The organism is Streptomyces sp. NPDC006332, from assembly GCF_040612855.1.
Taxonomy (GTDB): domain Bacteria; phylum Actinomycetota; class Actinomycetes; order Streptomycetales; family Streptomycetaceae; genus Streptomyces.
Genome location: NZ_JBEXRA010000025.1, coordinates 79,129 through 97,144 on the forward strand (window position 1 = coordinate 79,129; position 18,016 = coordinate 97,144).

General features: G+C 72.9%; 16 protein-coding genes. 10 read left to right on the plus strand and 6 right to left on the minus strand.

Translation table 11 applies throughout. The features are described 5' to 3' along the window. Nucleotides 1-55: 55 nt before the first annotated feature. Nucleotides 56-2,635, plus strand: a complete 2,580-nt coding sequence (gene pepN, locus ABZ027_RS22965) for an aminopeptidase N (protein ID WP_356771181.1) — start codon at nt 56-58, stop codon at nt 2,633-2,635. A gap of 96 nt (nt 2,636-2,731) precedes the next feature. Here the strand turns inward: pepN and ABZ027_RS22970 are convergent, their stop codons facing one another. Then, the gene (locus tag ABZ027_RS22970; RefSeq protein WP_356771183.1) at nt 2,732-3,721 is read right to left on the minus strand and encodes an EamA family transporter; all 990 of its coding nucleotides are present in this window, start codon (nt 3,719-3,721) and stop codon (nt 2,732-2,734) included. Between the two features lie 116 nt (nt 3,722-3,837). On the opposite strand from ABZ027_RS22970, the gene ABZ027_RS22975 reads away from it, so the two are divergent. Then, a complete protein-coding gene (locus ABZ027_RS22975) occupies nt 3,838-4,347 on the plus strand; it encodes a MarR family transcriptional regulator (protein WP_356771185.1) in 510 nt (169 codons plus the stop codon). Between the two features lie 23 nt (nt 4,348-4,370). On the opposite strand, the gene ABZ027_RS22980 is transcribed toward ABZ027_RS22975, so the two are convergent. Continuing rightward, nucleotides 4,371-5,864, minus strand: coding sequence for an FAD-dependent monooxygenase (locus tag ABZ027_RS22980; protein WP_356771187.1), 1,494 nt, complete (start codon nt 5,862-5,864; stop codon nt 4,371-4,373). Between the two features lie 129 nt (nt 5,865-5,993). On the opposite strand from ABZ027_RS22980, the gene ABZ027_RS22985 reads away from it, so the two are divergent. After that, nucleotides 5,994-6,572: a TetR family transcriptional regulator gene (locus tag ABZ027_RS22985; RefSeq protein WP_356771189.1), complete on the plus strand. Its 579-nt coding sequence runs from the start codon at nt 5,994-5,996 to the stop codon at nt 6,570-6,572. A 166-nt stretch (nt 6,573-6,738) separates the two neighbouring features. On the opposite strand, the gene ABZ027_RS22990 is transcribed toward ABZ027_RS22985, so the two are convergent. From ABZ027_RS22990 to ABZ027_RS23000, 3 genes are all read right to left on the minus strand, one after another. Next, nucleotides 6,739-7,026, minus strand: a complete 288-nt coding sequence (locus ABZ027_RS22990; RefSeq protein ID WP_356771191.1) for a hypothetical protein — start codon at nt 7,024-7,026, stop codon at nt 6,739-6,741. Nucleotides 7,027-7,196: 170 nt separating this feature from the next. Next, nucleotides 7,197-9,302, minus strand: a complete 2,106-nt coding sequence (malQ, locus tag ABZ027_RS22995) for a 4-alpha-glucanotransferase (RefSeq protein WP_356771192.1) — start codon at nt 9,300-9,302, stop codon at nt 7,197-7,199. Further along, complete coding sequence (locus ABZ027_RS23000) at nt 9,303-9,500, minus strand: hypothetical protein (RefSeq protein WP_356771261.1); 198 nt, start codon at nt 9,498-9,500, stop codon at nt 9,303-9,305. Nucleotides 9,501-9,809: 309 nt separating this feature from the next. On the opposite strand from ABZ027_RS23000, the gene ABZ027_RS23005 reads away from it, so the two are divergent. The 7 genes from ABZ027_RS23005 to ABZ027_RS23035 all read left to right on the plus strand — a co-directional run bounded on the left by ABZ027_RS23005 (nt 9,810) and on the right by ABZ027_RS23035 (nt 17,317). Continuing rightward, nucleotides 9,810-10,574 (plus strand): ABC transporter ATP-binding protein, encoded by a 765-nt coding sequence (locus ABZ027_RS23005; protein WP_356771194.1) that lies wholly within the window; start codon nt 9,810-9,812, stop codon nt 10,572-10,574. Then, nucleotides 10,571-12,784: a permease gene (locus tag ABZ027_RS23010; RefSeq protein WP_356771196.1), complete on the plus strand. Its 2,214-nt coding sequence runs from the start codon at nt 10,571-10,573 to the stop codon at nt 12,782-12,784. The genes ABZ027_RS23005 and ABZ027_RS23010 overlap by 4 nt, the downstream gene beginning before the upstream one ends. A gap of 155 nt (nt 12,785-12,939) precedes the next feature. After that, nucleotides 12,940-13,554, plus strand: coding sequence for an RNA polymerase sigma factor (locus ABZ027_RS23015; protein WP_356771198.1), 615 nt, complete (start codon nt 12,940-12,942; stop codon nt 13,552-13,554). Further along, nucleotides 13,551-14,453, plus strand: a complete 903-nt coding sequence (locus ABZ027_RS23020; protein ID WP_356771199.1) for a zf-HC2 domain-containing protein — start codon at nt 13,551-13,553, stop codon at nt 14,451-14,453. The genes ABZ027_RS23015 and ABZ027_RS23020 overlap by 4 nt, the downstream gene beginning before the upstream one ends. Nucleotides 14,454-14,544: 91 nt before the next feature. Continuing rightward, entirely contained in the window at nt 14,545-15,333 is a 789-nt protein-coding gene (locus ABZ027_RS23025) for an ABC transporter ATP-binding protein (RefSeq protein WP_356771201.1), read from the plus strand. Next, nucleotides 15,330-16,670 (plus strand): hypothetical protein, encoded by a 1,341-nt coding sequence (locus ABZ027_RS23030; RefSeq protein ID WP_356771203.1) that lies wholly within the window; start codon nt 15,330-15,332, stop codon nt 16,668-16,670. Before ABZ027_RS23025 ends, ABZ027_RS23030 begins: the two co-directional genes overlap by 4 nt. Beyond that, the gene (locus ABZ027_RS23035; RefSeq protein WP_356771205.1) at nt 16,667-17,317 is read left to right on the plus strand and encodes a hypothetical protein; all 651 of its coding nucleotides are present in this window, start codon (nt 16,667-16,669) and stop codon (nt 17,315-17,317) included. Before ABZ027_RS23030 ends, ABZ027_RS23035 begins: the two co-directional genes overlap by 4 nt. Nucleotides 17,318-17,446: 129 nt before the next feature. Here ABZ027_RS23035 and ABZ027_RS23040 read toward each other — a convergent pair whose 3' ends face one another. After that, nucleotides 17,447-17,983, minus strand: a complete 537-nt coding sequence (locus tag ABZ027_RS23040; protein ID WP_356771207.1) for an HNH endonuclease — start codon at nt 17,981-17,983, stop codon at nt 17,447-17,449. Nucleotides 17,984-18,016 lie beyond the last annotated feature (33 nt).

Here is an 18,016-nt window from a genome sequence, read left to right on the forward strand (position 1 = left end):
CCCGTACGTGCCGTGGAAGGATGACCGAACCGTCCCATAACGAGGAGATGACCGCGTGCCTGGCACAAACCTGACCCGCGAAGAGGCGCAGCAGCGGGCGAAGCTGCTCACCGTTGACTCGTACGAGATCGATCTCGACCTCTCCGGTGCGCAGGGCGGGGGAGGTACCTACCGGTCCGTGACCACGGTGCGCTTCGATGTCGCCGAACCCGGCGCGGAGTCCTTCATCGACCTGGTCGCCCCGACCGTCCACGAGGTCGCTCTCAACGGCGACCCGCTCGACCCCGCCGAGGTCTTCGCGGACTCCCGGATCGCGCTGCCCGGTCTGCTGGAGGGCCGCAACATCCTGCGGGTGGTCGCCGACTGCGCGTACACCAACACCGGCGAGGGACTGCACCGGTTCGTCGACCCCGTCGACAACCAGGCCTATCTGTACACCCAGTTCGAGGTGCCGGACGCCCGCCGCGTCTTCGCGAGCTTCGAGCAGCCCGACCTCAAGGCCACCTTCCAGTTCACCGTGAAGGCGCCCGAGGGCTGGACGGTCATCTCCAACTCGCCGACGCCCGAACCGAAGGACAGCGTCTGGGAGTTCGAGCCGACGCCGCGGATCTCGTCGTACATCACCGCGCTGATCGTCGGCCCGTACCACTCGGTGCACAGCGTGTACGAGAAGGACGGCCAGTCGGTGCCGCTCGGCATCTACTGCCGCCCCTCGCTCGCCGAGCACCTCGACTCGGACGCCATCTTCGAGGTGACCCGGCAGGGCTTCGACTGGTTCCAGGAGAAGTTCGACTACCAGTACCCGTTCAAGAAGTACGACCAGCTGTTCGTGCCGGAGTTCAACGCGGGCGCGATGGAGAACGCGGGCGCGGTCACCATCCGCGACCAGTACGTCTTCCGGTCCAAGGTGACCGACGCCGCCTACGAGGTGCGCGCCGAGACGATCCTGCACGAGCTGGCGCACATGTGGTTCGGCGACCTGGTCACCATGGAGTGGTGGAACGACCTGTGGCTGAACGAGTCGTTCGCCACCTACACCTCCATCGCCTGCCAGGCGCACGCGCCGGGGAGCCGCTGGCCGCACTCCTGGACCACCTTCGCCAACTCCATGAAGACGTGGGCGTACCGCCAGGACCAACTGCCGTCCACGCACCCGATCATGGCCGAGATCAACGACCTCGACGACGTGCTCGTCAACTTCGACGGCATCACGTACGCCAAGGGCGCCTCCGTACTGAAGCAGCTCGTCGCGTATGTCGGCGTGGACGAGTTCTTCGCGGGCGTGCAGGCGTACTTCAAGGCGCACGCGTACGGCAACACGCGCCTGTCCGACCTGCTGGGCGCCCTGGAGAAGACCTCCGGGCGTGATCTGAAGGCCTGGTCGAAGGCGTGGCTGGAGACCGCCGGCATCAACGTCCTGCGTCCGGAGATCGAGACGGACGCGCACGGCGTCATCACGTCCTTCGCGATCCGCCAGGAGGCCCCGGCGCTGCCGGCGGGCGCGAAGGGTGAGCCCACGCTGCGTCCGCACCGGATCGCGGTCGGTCTGTACGAACTCGACGATGACAGCGGCAAGCTGGTGCGGGACGAGCGTGTCGAGCTGGACGTGGACGGCGAACTGACCGCCGTACCGCAGCTGGTGGGCAAGCGCCGGACGGCCGTGGTGCTGCTCAACGACGACGACCTGTCGTACGCGAAGGTCCGCCTCGACGAGCGGTCCCTCGCCTTCGTCACCGAGCACCTCGGCGACTTCGAGTCGTCCCTTCCGCGTGCGCTGTGCTGGGCGTCGGCGTGGGACATGACCCGGGACGCCGAGCTCCCGACCCGTGACTACCTGTCCCTGGTGCTGTCCGGCATCGGCAAGGAGTCCGACATCGGCGTCGTGCAGACGCTGCACCGTCAGGTGAAGCTGGCGATCGAGCTGTACGCCGACCCGAGCGCCCGTGAGGCCCTGCTGACCCGCTGGACGGACGCCACGCTGGCGCACCTGCGTGCGGCGGCGCCGGGCAGCGACCACCAGCTGGCGTGGGCGCGCGCGTTCGCCGCGACCGCGCGGACGCCGGAGCAGCTCGATCTGCTGGACGCCCTGTTGGAGGGCACGCAGACGATCGAGGGCCTGGCCGTCGACACCGAGCTGCGCTGGGCGTTCGTACAGCGTCTGGCCGCGGTGGGCCGTTACGACGAGGCGGAGATCACCGGCGAGTACGAGCGCGACAAGACCGCCGCCGGTGAGCGGCACGCGGCCACCGCCCGGGCCGCCCGTCCGACCGAGGAGGCCAAGGCGGAGGCGTGGGCGTCGGTCGTCGAGTCCGACAAGCTGCCGAACGCCGTGCAGGAGGCGGTCATCGGCGGCTTCGTCCAGACCGACCAGCGTGAGCTGCTCGCCCCGTACACGGAGAAGTACTTCACCGTGGTGAAGGACATCTGGGACAACCGCTCGCACGAGATCGCCCAGCAGATCGCGGTCGGCCTCTACCCGTCGCTCCAGGTCTCGCCGGAGACGCTGCGCGCGACGGACGAGTGGCTGGCCTCCGCGGAGCCCAGCGCGGCCCTGCGGCGGCTGATCTCCGAGTCCCGCGCCGGCGTGGAACGCGCGCTGAAGGCGCAGGCGGCGGACGCGGCGACGGCCGAGTGACGCGGTAGTAGCAGGCTGTAGCAGGTAGTACGCCGATGGGGGCGCCCGGTGCCGAACCGGGCGCCCCCATTCGCCTTTCGCCGCGTCGGACAGGCCCTACGGGCGCGGCGCAGGGCCCGCCAGGTCCATCGAGTCCTTTCGCGCGTCCCTTCGCTCGTCCCTTCGCTCGTTCCTTCGCGCATCCCTCCGCGCGTTCCTTTCGGCGATACCGAACGATCGAGTGGGTGTGCGCGGCCCCAACGCCCCGAGCTGCCCCGCCACCGTCGCCCCGAAGGCCAGCGCCATTCCCGCCAGTTGCACCGGGGTGAGCGCCTGCCCGAGCGCCGCCCAGCCGACCACCGCGGCGGTCAGCGGCGAGAGCGGGCCGAGGAAGGTGACCTGGGTGGCGGTGAGCCGGCCGATGCCGCGGAACCAGAGCCAGTACGCGACCGCCGTGTTCGCCAGCGCCAGGTAGAGGTAGCCGCCCACCGCCCGGCCGTCCAGCGCGGGCGGCGCGCCCTCGACGATGAGGGCGAGCGGGGCGATGAGCAGACCGCCCGCGGTGAGCTGCCAGGCGGTGAGCGCCAGCGGGCCCACACCGTCCGGGCGCCCCCACCGCTTGGTCAGTACGGTGCCGGCCGACATCGAGGCGGTCGAGGCGAGGGCGGCCAGCACCCCGACGGGGTCGAGCGCGCCGGCCGCCTTCAGCACGACCAGGCTCACCCCCAAGGCGGCGACGAACCCGGTGAGCACGCTGCGGGCGGTCGGCCGCTGTCCCAGCAGCAGCGCCGACAGGCCCACGACGAACAGGGGGCCGACTGACCCGACGACCGCCGCCATACCGCCCGGCATCCGGTACGCCGACAGGAACAGCAGCGGGAAGAAGGCGCCGATGTTCAACGCCCCCAGCACCGCCGCCTTGCCCCACCAGACACCGCGCGGCAGCACCCGGACGATCGCCAGCAGGACCAACCCCGCGGGCAGGGCACGCATGAGGCCGGTGAACAGAGGGCGGTCGGCCGGCAGGAACTCGGTGGTGACGGCGTAGGTGGTGCCCCAGGAGACGGGGGCGAGGGCGGTGAGCAGGACCGCGGTGGGCCGCTTCATGACCGGAACCCTTCCCATAGGCAGCTTGACGGTGAGTAGCTTAGCGCTAAGCAACTTACAGTCAAGTTACTTTCTCGCGGGTGACCGGAACTGGCGGAATGACGGATACTCGTCGTATGAGTGCACAGCGCAAGGACCCGGTCGACGCGATCATCGAGCAGTGGGCGACCGTGCGGCCCGACCTCGACACCACCGCGATGGAGGTCTTCGGCCGGATCTACCGGCTGTCCCGCGCGATGGGCGACCGTGTGGAGAAGGCGTACGCCACCCTCGGCATCGCCCGCGGCGAGTTCGACGTGCTGGCCACCCTGCGCCGCTCCGGCGAGCCCTACACCCTCTCGCCCCGCCAGCTGTCGGCGACGCTCATGATCACCACCGGCGGGATGACCGGCCGCCTGGACAGGCTGGAACGGGCCGGACTGCTGCGCCGCTCCCCCGACCCGCACGACCGCCGGGGCCTGAAGGTGACGCTCACGGATACGGGGCTGGAGCTGGTCGACCGGGCCGTCGGCGCGGGCCTGGCCGAGCAGACCGAGGCCCTGTCCGCCCTACCCGCCGAACAGGCCGGCCAACTGGCCGACCTGTTGCGGGAGTTGCTGCTCTCGACGGAGACGGCGGAGAAGTAGGGCACTCGCCCCTCGCGGACGACTCAGCCGACGTGCGTGGCGAGGGCCGTCTCGATCACGGACGGGTCGGCGGTGTCGGCCGCCCAGGCCACGTACCCGTCGGGGCGCACCAGCACGGCCGTACGCCGGTCGCTCGCCCAGTGCTCCAACGAGAGCCGGTCCTTGCGGGCGGCGCCCTGACCCTCGTACGACTCGAAGGTCTTCGGTGTGATCAGGACGAACCGTCCGCCGCGCAGGGCCTCGTAGAGGCGGCCGCTCTCCAGGGCCACGTCCGGGACGCGGGTGCCGGTGAGACGGTGGGCACCCCGGGGCGCTCCATACGTGTAGCCGATGCCGCTGATCTGGCCGACCATCCTGCGGCGGGCCGGACCGACGGCCCGAAGGAAGCCGGTCAGGGCCGCCCGCAGTGCCAAAGTCCAGGGTCGCCTGGCCATGCCGAGCCGAACCAGACCACCGCTGCTGCGCAGCACGGACCTGCCGACGGGGTGCCTTTCGGCCTGGTAGGTGTCAAGGAGCTCCGGACCCGTGTGGCCGTGGAGGACCTGGGCGAGCTTCCAGCCGAGGTTGGCAGCGTCCTGCAGGCCGGTGTTCATGCCCTGACCGCCTGCCGGGCTGTGGACATGCGCGGCGTCCCCGGCGAGGAACACGCGGCCGACACGGTAGGCGGGCGCCTGGCGTTCGTCGCTGTGGAAGCGGGACACCCAGCGAGGGTCGTGCATCCCGAAGTCGTGGCCGAAGGCGATCCGGGCGATCTCCTTGATCTCGTCGAGGTCGACGGGCTCGCTGTCGGCGACGTCGCGGCCGTAGTGCCAGCCGAAGACGCGGTAGTACCCGTCCCCGAAGGGCGCGAGGAAGGCGAAGGCGCCACGGGCGGCGTTGGCCGTGAACACGACCTCGGGCTCCTCGGCGAGCTTCACGTCCGCGAGCACGATGGACCGGATGACGGAGCGGCCGGGGAAGGGCAGCCCGACGGCGTTCCGGACGGCACTGCGCATGCCGTCGGCACCGACGACGTACGCGGCCCGCAACCTCTCCGCCTTCCCGCCGCGGCCGCCGACCTCGACGGTGACGCCGTCCGCGTCCTGGGCGACGCCGGTCACCTCGGACTCGTACCGGAACTCCACGCCCGCCTCGACGGCCCGCCGCTCCAGCACCTTCTCCACCTCGTACTGCGGGATGACGAGCAGGTGGTTGAAGCGGGAGGGGAGCGAGCGCAGGTCGATGTCGAGGCGGGTGAAGAGGCGAAGGCTGTCGAGGGTGCGACCGGCGGCCTCCAGCCGGTCGGCGAGACCGCGGGCGTCGAGCTGTTCGAGGGTGCGGGCGTGCAGGACGAAGGCGCGGGAGAGGTTGCTGATCTCGGGGGAGCGCTTCTCGACGAGGGTGACGGGGATACCGGCGGTGGCGAGGTCGCCGGCCAGGAGGAGGCCGGTGGGGCCGGAGCCGACGACGATCACGCGGGCGGGGGTGGGGGTGCCGGTGGTGCCGGTGGTGCCGGTGGTGCCAGTGGTGCCGTCCATGGGGGCCTCCTGGAATGCCAACGACTGTGGGTCAACAACTGTTGGTCAACACTTGTTGGCAAAGCTAAGACAGCTCCATGTCAGTGTCAACACTTGTTGGCCAACAGATGTTGGCCTACGCTCGTTGGCATGCTTGAAAGCACCTCTCCCCCGCAGACGAGACGCTCTGACACAACCCGGAACGCGATCCTCGCCGCCGCGCGCGAGCGCTTCGCCGCAGACGGCTACGAGCGGGCCACCATCCGCGCCATCGCCAAGGACGCGGCCATCGACCCCTCAATGGTGATGCGCTACTTCGGCAACAAGGAGGGCCTGTTCGCGGCGGCGGTCGCGGTCGACCTGAAACTGCCGGACCTGGGTTCGCTGCCCCGGCAGGACGTCGGCCGGGTGCTGGTGACCCACTTCCTGGACATGTGGGAGGAGAACGAGGTGCTCACCGCGCTGCTGCGGGTCGGCGTGACCAATCAGGACGGGTCCGCGCGCATGCAGGGCATCTTCCGGGACCAACTGCTGCCGGTCGCCCGCCAGGTGTGCCCCGACCCCGAGCAGGTACCGGCACGGGCGGGACTCGCGGCGACCCAGTTGCTGGGGTTGGCGCTGACGCGTTACGTGCTGCGATTCCCGCCGACCGTGGCGCTGGCCCGTGAGGAGGTCGTGGCGTGGCTGGGGCCGACGGTGCAGCGCTATCTCACGGCGGCGAGTCCTTGAGGGGGCCGGCGGTGCCGGCCGCTTGGGCCCCGGTCGAGCCGGACCAGGCTAGGGACATGCCGAAGGCGCCGGTCTCGTCCACGTACGGCTGGGCACGTGGGCGGGGGCGGCGCCCCGGAGGAAGCGTGCGGGCGGCTGGAGCGGGGCTCGGGCCGCGACGCCTCGGTCAGACCTTCGACGCGGCCTCGGCCTTGGGCTTGGTCTTGATGTTGCGGGTGGTGACCCGGTGCGACTCGTGCGACTTGTCGAGGACGAGGACCAGGCCCGCGATGACCCCGAACAGCACGATGGGGGCCACGACGAAGAGGCCCAGCGTCTCGATGACGCTCAGGCCCGAGCCGGGGTCGTCGCCGTCGTCGCGGGTCACCGCGAGGGCGGGGGACGACATGAGCAGCATCATCAGCGTCGTTCCGGCAGCCAGGGCGCCGGCGCGCAGGGCGTTCTTCTTGTCCACGGTGCCAAAAGTACCGAACGCCGGTCGGGGGTGCTCGCCCGGGGTGCCGTACGAAGCGATCGGGGGCCGGGCGAGGCCGGTGCGCCGGGGGCGGGGACCGGGTGGAGCGGCTGCCCGAACTGGGGCCGTGTGGGGGGCGACTGCCCGCCAGGGGACCGCGGGCGGGCCGGTCACGAGGGGCCGCCTTCCACCGACTCCCGCAGCGCCCGCACCAGCGCGTGCAGCCTCGGTGACGCCGCCAGCTCCTCCAGCGTCACCGGCCTGCCCTCCGCGTCCGCGATCGGCAGGCGCCAGTTCGGGTACTGGTCCCACGTTCCCGGCAGGTTCTGGGGTCGTCGGTCGCCCACGCCGTCCGGGAGCCAGATGCCGAGCATGCGGGCCGGGGTGCGCCCCAGGAAGCGGTGGACGGCCTGGATCTCGGCCTCCTCCGAGGAGGGGTCCGTGCCGCCGGTCGTGGCCTGGAGGAGGCCCAGGCGGGTGAGCTCGGCCAGCCAGTCGGCGATGTCGGCGGACGCCTCGGCCCGTTCCTCGTCCAGGGGGCGGGTCAACAGACCCAGGCTGTCGCGGAGTTCGACGTGTTCGCCGGTGAGGCGGGACGCGGTGGGCGGCAGGTCGTGGGTGGTCGCGGTGGCGAGGCAGTCTGCGCGCCAGCCGTCGGGCGGGAGGGGGCGGCCGTCGCCCTCCCAGTCCCGCTCGAACCACAGCACCGAGGTGCCCAGCACCCCCCGTTCGCGCAGCGCCTCGCGCACCCCGGGTTCCACCGTGCCGAGGTCCTCGCCGATGACGACGGCCCCGGCCCGCGAGGCCTCCAGCACCAGTACGGCGAGCATGGCCTCGGCGTCGTAGTGGACGTACGTCCCTTCTGTGGGCGCCTCGCCCAGCGGGACCCACCACAGCCGGAACAGGCCCATGACGTGGTCGATGCGCAGGGCGCCCGCGTAGCGGAACAAGGCCCGCAGCAGCTGCCGGAAGGGCGCGTAGCCGGACTTGGCCAGACGGTCGGGGCGCCAGGGCGGCAGCCCCCAGTCCTGGCCGCGCGCGTTGAAGGCGTCCGGGGGCGCACCGACCGACATGCCGGCCGCGAAGTGCTCCTGCTGCGCCCAGGCGTCGGCACCCCCGGGGTGCACCCCGACCGCGAGGTCATGGACGACCCCGACCGTCATGCCCGCCTCACGGGCAGTGCGCTGGGCGGCGGTGAGCTGGGTGTCGGTGAGCCAGGCGAGGCGGCGGTGGAAGTCGACACGGTCCAGCAACTCCCCGCGGGCGCGGGCCGTTTCGGCCGAGCGCGGGTCACGCAGGCCGTCCGGCCACCGGTGCCAGTCGCAGCCGTGCACCTCGGCGAGGGCGTACCAGGTGGCGTGGTCCTCCAGGGCCTCGCCCTGTTCGGCGAGGTAGTCGCGGTAGGCGGCGAGGCGGCCCGGCCCGAGCGGCACGTCCCGCACCAGCTCCAGCGCCTCCCGCTTGAGCTCCCACACGGCGTCCCGGTCGATCAGCGCGCCGGCCTCCAGTACCGAGGCGCGCAGTCGGTCGGCCCGCTCCAGCAGGGCCCGCGCTCGCTCACGGTCCTCGACATGGGCGTACTCGGGGATGTCCGCCACTCGCAGATGGACCGGGTCCGGGAAGCGGCGCGAGGAGGGACGGTAGGGGGAGGGATCCGTGGGAGCGCCGGGAGCGCCGGGCACGGCCGCGTGCAGCGGGTTGACCTGGACGAATCCGGCACCGAGCGCGCGGCCCGCCCAGGAGGTCAGTTCGGCCAGGTCGCCGAGGTCGCCCATGCCCCAGGAGCGGCGGGACAGGAGGGAGTAGAGCTGCACGAGCAGGCCGTACGAGCGTCCGGGGGGCGTGGGCAGTCGGGGCGGGGCGACGATCAGGTGGGCGTCGGCGGTGCGGCCGTCGGGGGCGGTCACGGTCAACCGGTGTACTCCGGGCGGGAGTTCGTCGGTGTCGGTGCGGGTCTCGCCCTGTTCGGTGGTGATGCGCAGCCGGGTGCCGGCCGGAAGAGCGTCGAGGGCTTCGGGCGCGGCGCCGCTCCAGCCCACGACGGTCGGCGGCAGCAGCCGTGCGCGCAGTTCCTCTTCCCGGGCGGCGCGCGCGGCGCGGACCGCCTCGGGGCTGTCGGTGTCGACGCCCAGGGCGGCCAGGGCCCGGGTGACGGCGGTGGCCGAGGCCGTGACCGTACGGTCCGGGGAGGGGCTGTAGGAGGTGGCGACGCCATACAGCGCGGCGAGCCGGGACAGGTCCTCGGTGAGCGGCTCGACCGGCCGGGGTGCGGTCATCTACCCCTCCGCGTAGGCATCGGACTCGCTGGTCAGCGGGGCGGCATCGGCGAGCGGCGGCTCGCTGGTGAGGGGCTCGGCGTCGGGCAGGGGCGGTTCGCTGGTGAGGGGTGCCTCGACGCAGGCGCCCTCGGCGCTGAACACGCAGAAGTGCAGATCGGATGCGGCGGACGACTCCGCCCCGGACAGGACGGACAGGGCGGAGGGGTCCGCCTCGGGTTTGGAGAGGGGCGGGAGAAGAACGGGTGCCGATGTGGCCACGGGGGCCTCCTTGTCGAGTACGACTGGCGGATACCGCAGCCCTACCCCGTGGTCGCGACGGCAGACGTAACCGAGGGGGCAACGTGCGTCTCCTCACATCCCTTTCCGGTGCGGTATTCCCGAACTGGGGCAAACCGCACATGACGCATTCTGGCTCCCTGACGGGCATGTCCGCCAGGGCGCGGGGGCGCGCAGGGGCGGCGCGTCGCGTGAACCGCGCGGCCCGAGGTTGCCGATAGAGGGGGTGTGAGACTGTTCCGCCCCATGGGGGCCCACCGGGAGAAGGACGACGAGGCCGGGACGCCGCACTGTCCCACCCGGCCGAGGGCTCGGTGGGCCGGTCTGCAGGTGGAGGACCTCCACTATCGCCTGGGCGAGCGCGTGCTGCTGGACGGTGTCGGTCTGAGAGTGGAGCCCGGTGAGTCGGTTGCGGTCACCGGGCCGAGCGGATCCGGGAAGTCGACGCTCCTCATGTGCGTCCTCGGCCTGGTCGAACCGGACAGCGGGACCGTGCGGGTCAGCGGGCGGGAACTGACGGGGCTGTCCTCGGGGCGGTTGGCGCAGGTGCGCCGCGCACACATGGGGATGGTGTTCCAGTTCGGTGAGCTGCTGCCCGAACTCACCCCCGTGGAGAACGTCGCGCTGCCGCTGCTGCTCAGCGGCGGCGACCACCGGGCCGCGTACCGGCGCGCGACGGAACTGCTCGCCGAACTGGGAGTGCCGCACGACGGGACACCGACCGGCCTGCTCTCCGGCGGCGAACGCCAGCGCGCGGCCGTCGCCCGCGCGCTCATCACGGACCCCGCCGTTCTCCTGGCCGACGAGCCGACCGGTGCCCTCGACCCGGAGGCCCGGGAGGCCGTGGCCGACCTTCTGTTCGCGGTGTCCCGGGAGCAGGGCTGTGCCCTGCTGCTCGTCACCCATGATCTGTCGGTCGCCGCACGGGCCCAGCGGACACTGCGGCTGGAATCCGGTGTGCTGACGGACGTCCGGGACGGGGTGGACGCGTGAGCACGGTCACCGAGCGGACCCCCGGCACGGGGTCCGCCGCCCCACCGGCGGGGCGGGGCGGGCGGCTGTGGGGGCGGCTGCTCCGGATCGGGTTCGCGGCCGGGCGCGGCAGCCCGGGCGACCGGCTGCGCTTCTGGGCCCTGTTCGCGGCCGCGGCCGCGGTCGCCGTGGTCGCCCTGGGGTCGGTCGCCGCGATCGCCACCTACGACGGACGCGAGACCCGGGACCAGGCGCGCGGACCGATACTCACCGACCGGCGGCAGGACGCCGTCGCCCTGTGGCGGGAGAGTTTCGACGCGGTCGGCGAGGTCCAGCACTCCGTCATCTACGTCTCCCCCCTGAAAGCCGACGCCCCGCCCCCGCCCGGGTTGTCCCACTGGCCGGGCCCTGGCGAGGCCGTACTCTCCCCGGAGCTGGCCCGCGCAGGCAAGCAGGACCAGATCACCAGCCGGTACGGTCGCTACGCGGGCACGATCGGCAAGTCCGGCCTCGTCTCCCCTTCGGAGCACTTCGCCTACGTCCGGCCCGCGCAGACTCCGGGCGAGCTCCGAAAGAGCGACTCCTGGCAGTACGCGGAGGGGTTCGGACGGGCCTACCCCATGGGCGAGGACCTGTACGGACGCCCGCTCGGCCAGGTACTGCTCGCCCTCGGCGTACTGACCGGCCTGCCCGCGCTGTCCCTGCTGGTCGTCGCCGCACGCGTGGGCTCCCGCACCCGTGACCGCCGCAGCGGCCTGCTGCAGGCGCTCGGCGGGACCTGGCGGCACCGCGCGGTCGTCAACATCGGCGAGGCCGCACTGCCCATCGCGGCCGGAACGGCCCTGGCGATCCTCCCGCTGCTCGCGGCGTCGGCCACGGACCTCAGGATTCCGCCCACCGGCTACCTGTTGGACAGCGACGACCTGCGTACGGCCTGGCCGATGTCGGTCACCGCGCTGCTGGTGTCCTTCGTGATCAGCCTGGGTGCGGTGGTCCTCCTGCACCGCGTCGAACGCAACGGCACCGCCACGCGGCCTCGGTCCTTCACCTCGCGGATACCGCGATGGCGGCTGTACGGGTGCGGCGCAGGCATCGCCCTCGTGGCGGTCAGCCAGTACTTCAGGGGGACACCCGGCCTCCTCGGCTTCGCCTTCGGCACGGTGGCCATGTGGGCGTTGCTCCCGTCGGTGGCCGCCGCGGCCAGCCGTGCGCTGGGAGAGAAGTTCGCCGCGCGGGGCTTCCGCGACGGCCGTCCGGGCCAGCTGATCGGAGGACGCTGGACGGTCGCGCACCCCGGCGTCGTGGTCCGGCTGGCGATCGCCATGGTCATCGGACTCGGCCTGATCTGCCAGCTCCAGGTGTGGAACAGCCGACTGGGTGAGAAGGCCGCCGCGGCACGCGCCTCCGAGGCCCGCGTCGGCGACAGCGTCCTCACCGTCTACAACCGCGACATCACGCCGCAGGCGATCCGGGACCTCGTCGCCTCCCTCCCCACGGGAGCCGGGTTGTTCTCCCTGACCATGAATCCCGAGCAGCCGACGCCGCCGCTCCTCCAGGGATCCTGCGCCGCCCTGCGGTCGCTGGGCCTGACGTGCCCCACCGCGCCGGAGGCGGCCAAGGGCGGCGACCGGCGCCTGGAGGAGATCCGCCGGTGGTACGGACCAGAGCTCCGCATCCAGGTCGCCCCCTCGGACCTGCCGCTCGACAAGCTCTACGGCCAGCTCCTCGTGGTCCCCGAGACCACGGGGCAGCATGCCGAGGTGGAGCGTGCGGCCTACGCGGCGCTGCCGGCGATCAATGTCGAAACCCTCGGGGAGAACTGGCTGACCGGCGCCTCCAACAAGGCCCGGCTGAACAACTGGATCCTGCTGTTCGGCTCCGTGGGTCTCGCCCTTCTGCTTCTCGCCGGCATCATGAGCGCGGCCGCGGAGTTCGTACGGGTGCGGCACGTCCTGGCACCTCTCACCGTCCTGACCGGCAGCCACGGCGTCTTCAGATCGGTGGCACTGTGGCACCTGACCGTCCCCCTGTTGATCGCCACACTCATCACCGGAGCCGTCAGCGCCTGGCATTCGATGTTCTTCATCGCCGTCGTGCAGGAGGGCAGTTTCTCCTGGAGCGTGCTGGCCGGCGCGATGGTCGGATGCGCCGTACTGGCCGTGGTGGTGGGACTGCTGGCCGCCAGAACCGCGATCCGCGCCGCCCGCCACTGGCGCCCCGCGGCGGACTGACCCCGGGCCCCCTCATGAGCGCCGGCGGGCCGACCCACGTCGACTCGCCGGCGCTCACGCGTGTCCGACGGCCTGGAGAAATCCGCGTAGGGAGGGAGCCGTGAACCGGCTGACCCGAACGGGTCGATAGACGTGGTGTGAGACTGTTCCGCCCCATGGGGGGCCACCGGAAGAAAAACGCGGGGGACGCGGAGGGCTCCGACGCGGCGCTGCTGCGGGCGGTCGCGGGCGGGGACTCGGCGGCGATGGCCGCGCTGTACGACCGGCACGCGGGATGGCTGCACGCGCGGCTGACCCGGCGTTGTGCGGATCCCGAGGTCGTGCGGGAGGTGTTGCAGGACACCTTCGTGACCGTGTGGCGGTCGGCGGCCGGGCATCGCGGCGAGGAGGCCGGCGGCTGGCTGTGGACGATCGCCGCCCGCCGCCTGGTCGACGCGCGCCGGGCGCAGGAGCGGGCGTCGCGGCTGGCGACGACGCCGATGAACTCGCCGGCGGACGAGGCGGGCGCCGGGCCGTCGGTCCCGTCCGCGGAGGACCGGGTGCTGGCGGCGCTGGAGTACGGCGACGTGGGCACCGCCCTCGACCGGATCTCGCCCGAGCTGCGCGAGGTGCTGCGCGCCACCGTCGTCGACGGCCTGACCACCCGCGAGACGGCCCGGCTGCTCGGCATCCCGGAGGGCACCGTGAAGTCCCGCGCGATGCGCGCCCGCGCCGAACTCCGCGCTGCTCTCGCCCAGTTGAACCCGTCACCGATGGGAGACCCGGCATGACCGGCTGGCACGCGTCCGACGACCTCGTCACCCGCTACGGCGACGGTTCCCTCCCGGAACCGGACGCCTGGTCCCTGGAGAAGCACCTCGAAACCTGCGGCCGGTGCGCCACCCGGGTGTCCCGTGCCGTACGCGAGACGGCGGCGGGAGCGGCCCTTGCGGAGATCCGGGAGGCAGTCCTGGCAGCCGCACCCGCCCTGCCGACCACTGCGTCGCCGACCCCAACTCGGCCTCGGCCCCGCGCCCGCCCGCTCGCTCTCCCCTCCCCCGGCCCCCGCCTCGCCCACCTGCTCTGGGCCGCCGGTCCCGCCGTGCGCGGGGCCTGGCTGCCCGCCGTGCTGCTCGTGGCCTGCGGTGCCGTGGCGCTCGCGTACGGGGCCGACGTCACCGGCGTACGGCCTCTGCTGCTGGCCGTCGCCCCCGTCGTACCGGTCGCCGGAGTGGCCCTGTCCTACGGGGCGCACGCCGACCCGCTGCACGAGATCGCCGCTTCGACACCGTCCGCCGGGTTGCGGCTGGTGCTGACGCGGACGGCGGCCGTGCTGGCGGTGAGCGTGCCGCTGCTGACGCTGGCCGGGCTGCTGGTGCCGTCCGCGAACGCCCCGGGCGCGGCCGCCTGGCTGCTGCCGGGCCTGGCGCTGACGCTGGCCTCCCTGGCCCTGGCCGGCTTCGTCGGCGTCCGGGCGGCGACGGCCGTGACCGGCGGCGGTTGGCTGTGCGCCGTACTCGCGCCCGTGCTCGCCGCGCCCGGCGGGCGGTTGACGGCCCGGCTGGCCGAGCAGCTCCAGTACTGCCTCGACGGCGCCCCGGCGCAGGGCGGCTGGGCCGCGGCGGCCGTCCTGTCCGCCGCCCTGCTGGCCGCCCGGCGGCCCGCCTACGACCACTTGGAACAGCGTTGAGCGCGGTCGACTCGGCCGACCCGCCCGGCGCGGCCCATACGGCTACGAGCGCACGAACCGTGTCCGCCTCCCACCCACCCCTGGAGAACCGTTGAGCACGATACGAGTGACCGGTCTGCACGTCCGGCACCGCAAAACCGTCGCCCTCGACTCGGTGGACCTCGACTTCGGTCCCGGCGTGCACGGCCTGCTGGGGCCGAACGGCGCCGGCAAGACCTCGCTGATCCGGGTCCTCGCCACGGTCGCCACGCCGACCGGTGGCCGGGTGGAGCTGCTCGGGGACGACGTCCGCGAGCACCGCAAGCGGGCCGCGGTGCGGCGACGGCTGGGTTATCTGCCGCAGGAGTTCGGCTACTACCCGGGCTTCACCGTGCGGGAGTTCGTCGCGTATGTGGCCTGGCTGAAGGAGATGCCCGGCGCCGAGGTCCCGGCCGCCGTGGAACGGGCCGTCACCCGCGTCGGTCTCGCCGACCGCATCGACGCCAAGGTGAAGACGCTGTCCGGCGGCATGGTGCGCCGCGTCGGCATCGCGCAGGCCATCGTCAACGAACCCGACGTACTGCTGCTCGACGAACCGACCGCGGGGCTCGATCCGGAGCAGCGGGTGGAGTTCCGGCAGTTGCTGCGGGAACTGGGCGGTTCATCCACCGTCATCGTCTCGACGCACCTGGTCGAGGACGTGGCGGCGGCCTGCACGCAGGTCACCCTCGTCGAGTCGGGCCGGGTCGCCTATCGCGGTACGCCCGAGTCGCTGAGCGCGCTCGGCGAGGCGGCCGACGGTGTCGGCGACAACCCGATCGAGCGCGGCTACACGGCGGCACTGCGCGCCCACCGCACGTCCGGCGTCGAGGCCTCCGCGCTGGAAGGGACGTCCCGATGACCGTGGTGACGGAAGGCAGACGGGACATCGCAGCACGCCCGCCACATCCTCTGCGCGCCGAGGTGGTCCGCGGTTTCGGCCCGTGGGCCGGTGCCGCCGTCCTGTTGACGGTCGCGGTCGCGTTGGGGGCCGACGCCGACCAGTGGCAGGGCGGCTGGGCCGAGACCCGCGAGCGGTTGCACACGGCCGCGGGACTGCTCGGGGTGCCGCTGGCGCTGGCCGCGGGGTGCTGGCACGGCGGGCGCGAAGGCAGACGCCGTACCGAGGAGCTGCTGGCGTCGGCCGCGCGCGGCCCGCTCGCCCGGCTGCTGGCGTCGGGGCTGCCGCTGGTGCTGTGGGTGGTCGGGGGGTACGCGGCGGCGGCCGGCCTCGCGCTGCTCGCCACCTGGTTCGACGCCACGGGGGACAGCCCGTACCTGGTCGCGCTGGTCACGGACGCGGTCGTCCTGGCGTCGGCGGTCGTGGCGGGCCAGGTGGTGGGTCGGCTGGTCGCCTGGCGGCTCGCGGCACCGCTGCTGGCGGTGGGCGGGTACGTCGCCATCGGCATGCTCACGTACGGCAGCGTCAACAACTCCTACGCGCCGCTGTCGCCGGTCGCTGACTCGATGACCGACTCGGTCCCGGTGTGGTGGCAGCCGCTCGCGATGGTGGCGTGGGCCGGCGGTCTCGCGGGCACCGCGGTGCTGGCGTACGCGGCCCGCCGCCGGGCCGTCGCGCTGCTGCCGCTGGCCGCCGCCATCGCCGCGGGCACGCTGCTGGTGCAGACCGGGGACGGACTGTGGCACACCAGCCCGGTCGCCCGCCGTCAGGTCTGCGACACCTCCACCACCCCGCAGATCTGCGTGAACGCCCGCTTCGAGAAGCTCCTGCCGCAGATCACGGACGCCCTGTCCGGGATCACCGGCCGGCTGGAGGGTGTACGCAATCTGCCGGTGCGGTTCGAGGACAGGGCGGGCCGGCCGGCCCGGGACGAGGTCGAGCTGCCGATGCTCGCGCCGATCGGCCGGGCGGTCGTGCGGGGCGAACTGGCCGATCCGCGGGAGTACGCGTGGGCGGCCGGGTGGGCGTTGTACGGGCGCGGTGAGTGCGACAAGCCGGACCCGCGGCTCGACCCGGTCGACAACGCCGTGGAGCACTATCTGGCGGCGAGCCCCCTGGAGAAGGTCTTCGACGAGCAGCTCGCCGAACGGGGTGGGGCCGACCGCGCGAGGCTCCGCGCCAGGGTCGCCGCCCGCGCCCGGCTGGAGGCGATGGGCGAGGAGCAGCGCCGCGCCTGGCTGTCGGAGTACTTCGCGACCACGGACCGGTGCGACACGAAGGGGGTGCCGACCCTGTGAACGCCTACTTTTCCTCGCGCGCCCGCGCGAGCTCCGGCACCGCACTCCACGGCCCGCTTCTCTACGCCCGCTCGCGTACCGTTCCGCGCGCCCTGGTCGTGCTCCTCACCACCGCCGCCCTCGCCGTCTGGGCGGCGGACGGCCTGGACGCCTACCTCGATCCGGAGCGGCGGGTGCCGATCGTGGCGCTGGCCCCGCTGTTCGCCGCCGCGGTGATCGGGGCGAGCCTGTACTCGGCGTCCGAGGAGCTGGACCGTACGGCGGTCAGCCCCTGGTGGCGGCGCCGCCTGGTCCACCTCCTGGCGCTGACCGCGCTCACCGCGGCCCTGCTGTCCGTGGCGGTGCTCGGACACACCTCCGTGTTCGGTCCCCCCGCGATGATCCGCAACACGCTCGGCAGCACGGGCCTGACCGCGGCGGCGGCCGCCCTGCTCGGCGCCCGGCTGAGCTGGCTGCCGGCCTTCGGTTATGTCAGCGCGGTGTACCTGGGGTCGGCCGGTGCGCACGGCCGCTCCAGCGCGGTGTGGGCGTGGCCGGTGCAGCCGGGCGGCGGGACCGGAGCGTGGACGGCGGCGGCGGTCGTCTTCGTGTTGGGCGGGGCGCTGTACGTCGTACGGGGGGCGCGGGCGGAGGCCGGGCGCTCCTGAGGGACCGCCTCACGCGGGCCCCACGCCACAGGCCATGGACGGACATGGGGCCCTGGCGGTCACCGGGGATCACCGGGTGCCGCCGATTGGCGCCGATTGCCGCCGGGTACGCAAAAGCCCGGATCGTGGTCAGGCGGAGATGCCGTCGATCCGGGCCATGGCGTCGTCGGCGCCGTACGGTTGCAAGTAGGGCAACCAGCGCGGGTCCCGGTGCCCGGTCCCGATGATGCGCCAGGCCAGGCCCGTGGGCGGGGCGGGTTTGTGGCGCAGCCGCCAGCCGATCTCGACGAGATGGCGGTCGGCCTTGACGTGGTTGCAGCGACGGCAGGACGCGACGACGTTGTCCCAGACGTGCTTGCCCCCGCGACTGCGCGGGATGACGTGGTCGACGCTGGTTGCGACGCCACCGCAGTACATGCACCGGCCCCCGTCACGGGCGAAGAGAGCCCGCCGGGTGAGAGGAACGGGCCCCCGGTAGGGAACCCGTACGAATCGCTTGAGCCGGACCACGCTGGGTGCGGGGACTGTGACGGTCGCGCTGTGCATGAAGGCGCCGGACTCCTCAAGGCACACGGCCTTGTTCTCGAGAACGAGAATGAGCGCGCGGCGGAGCGGTACGACGCCGAGAGGCTCGTACGACGCGTTCAGGACCAGGACATGCGGCACGGATGGCCTCCTTGGACGCCGGCGGCGCGTGGC

Excerpts from the sequence above, each read along its gene's own strand:
- ABZ027_RS22980 (WP_356771187.1), bottom strand. The coding sequence starts at position 5,864 with ATGGACGGCACCACTGGCACCACCGGCACCACCGGCACCACCGGCACC.
- ABZ027_RS22985 (WP_356771189.1), top strand. The coding sequence starts at position 5,994 with ATGCTTGAAAGCACCTCTCCCCCGCAGACGAGACGCTCTGACACAACC.
- ABZ027_RS23020 (WP_356771199.1), top strand. The coding sequence starts at position 13,551 with ATGACCGGCTGGCACGCGTCCGACGACCTCGTCACCCGCTACGGCGAC.
- ABZ027_RS23015 (WP_356771198.1), top strand. The coding sequence starts at position 12,940 with ATGGGGGGCCACCGGAAGAAAAACGCGGGGGACGCGGAGGGCTCCGAC.
- ABZ027_RS23030 (WP_356771203.1), top strand. The coding sequence starts at position 15,330 with ATGACCGTGGTGACGGAAGGCAGACGGGACATCGCAGCACGCCCGCCA.
- ABZ027_RS22970 (WP_356771183.1), bottom strand. The coding sequence starts at position 3,721 with ATGAAGCGGCCCACCGCGGTCCTGCTCACCGCCCTCGCCCCCGTCTCC.
- malQ (WP_356771192.1), bottom strand. The coding sequence starts at position 9,302 with ATGACCGCACCCCGGCCGGTCGAGCCGCTCACCGAGGACCTGTCCCGG.
- ABZ027_RS22975 (WP_356771185.1), top strand. The coding sequence starts at position 3,838 with ATGAGTGCACAGCGCAAGGACCCGGTCGACGCGATCATCGAGCAGTGG.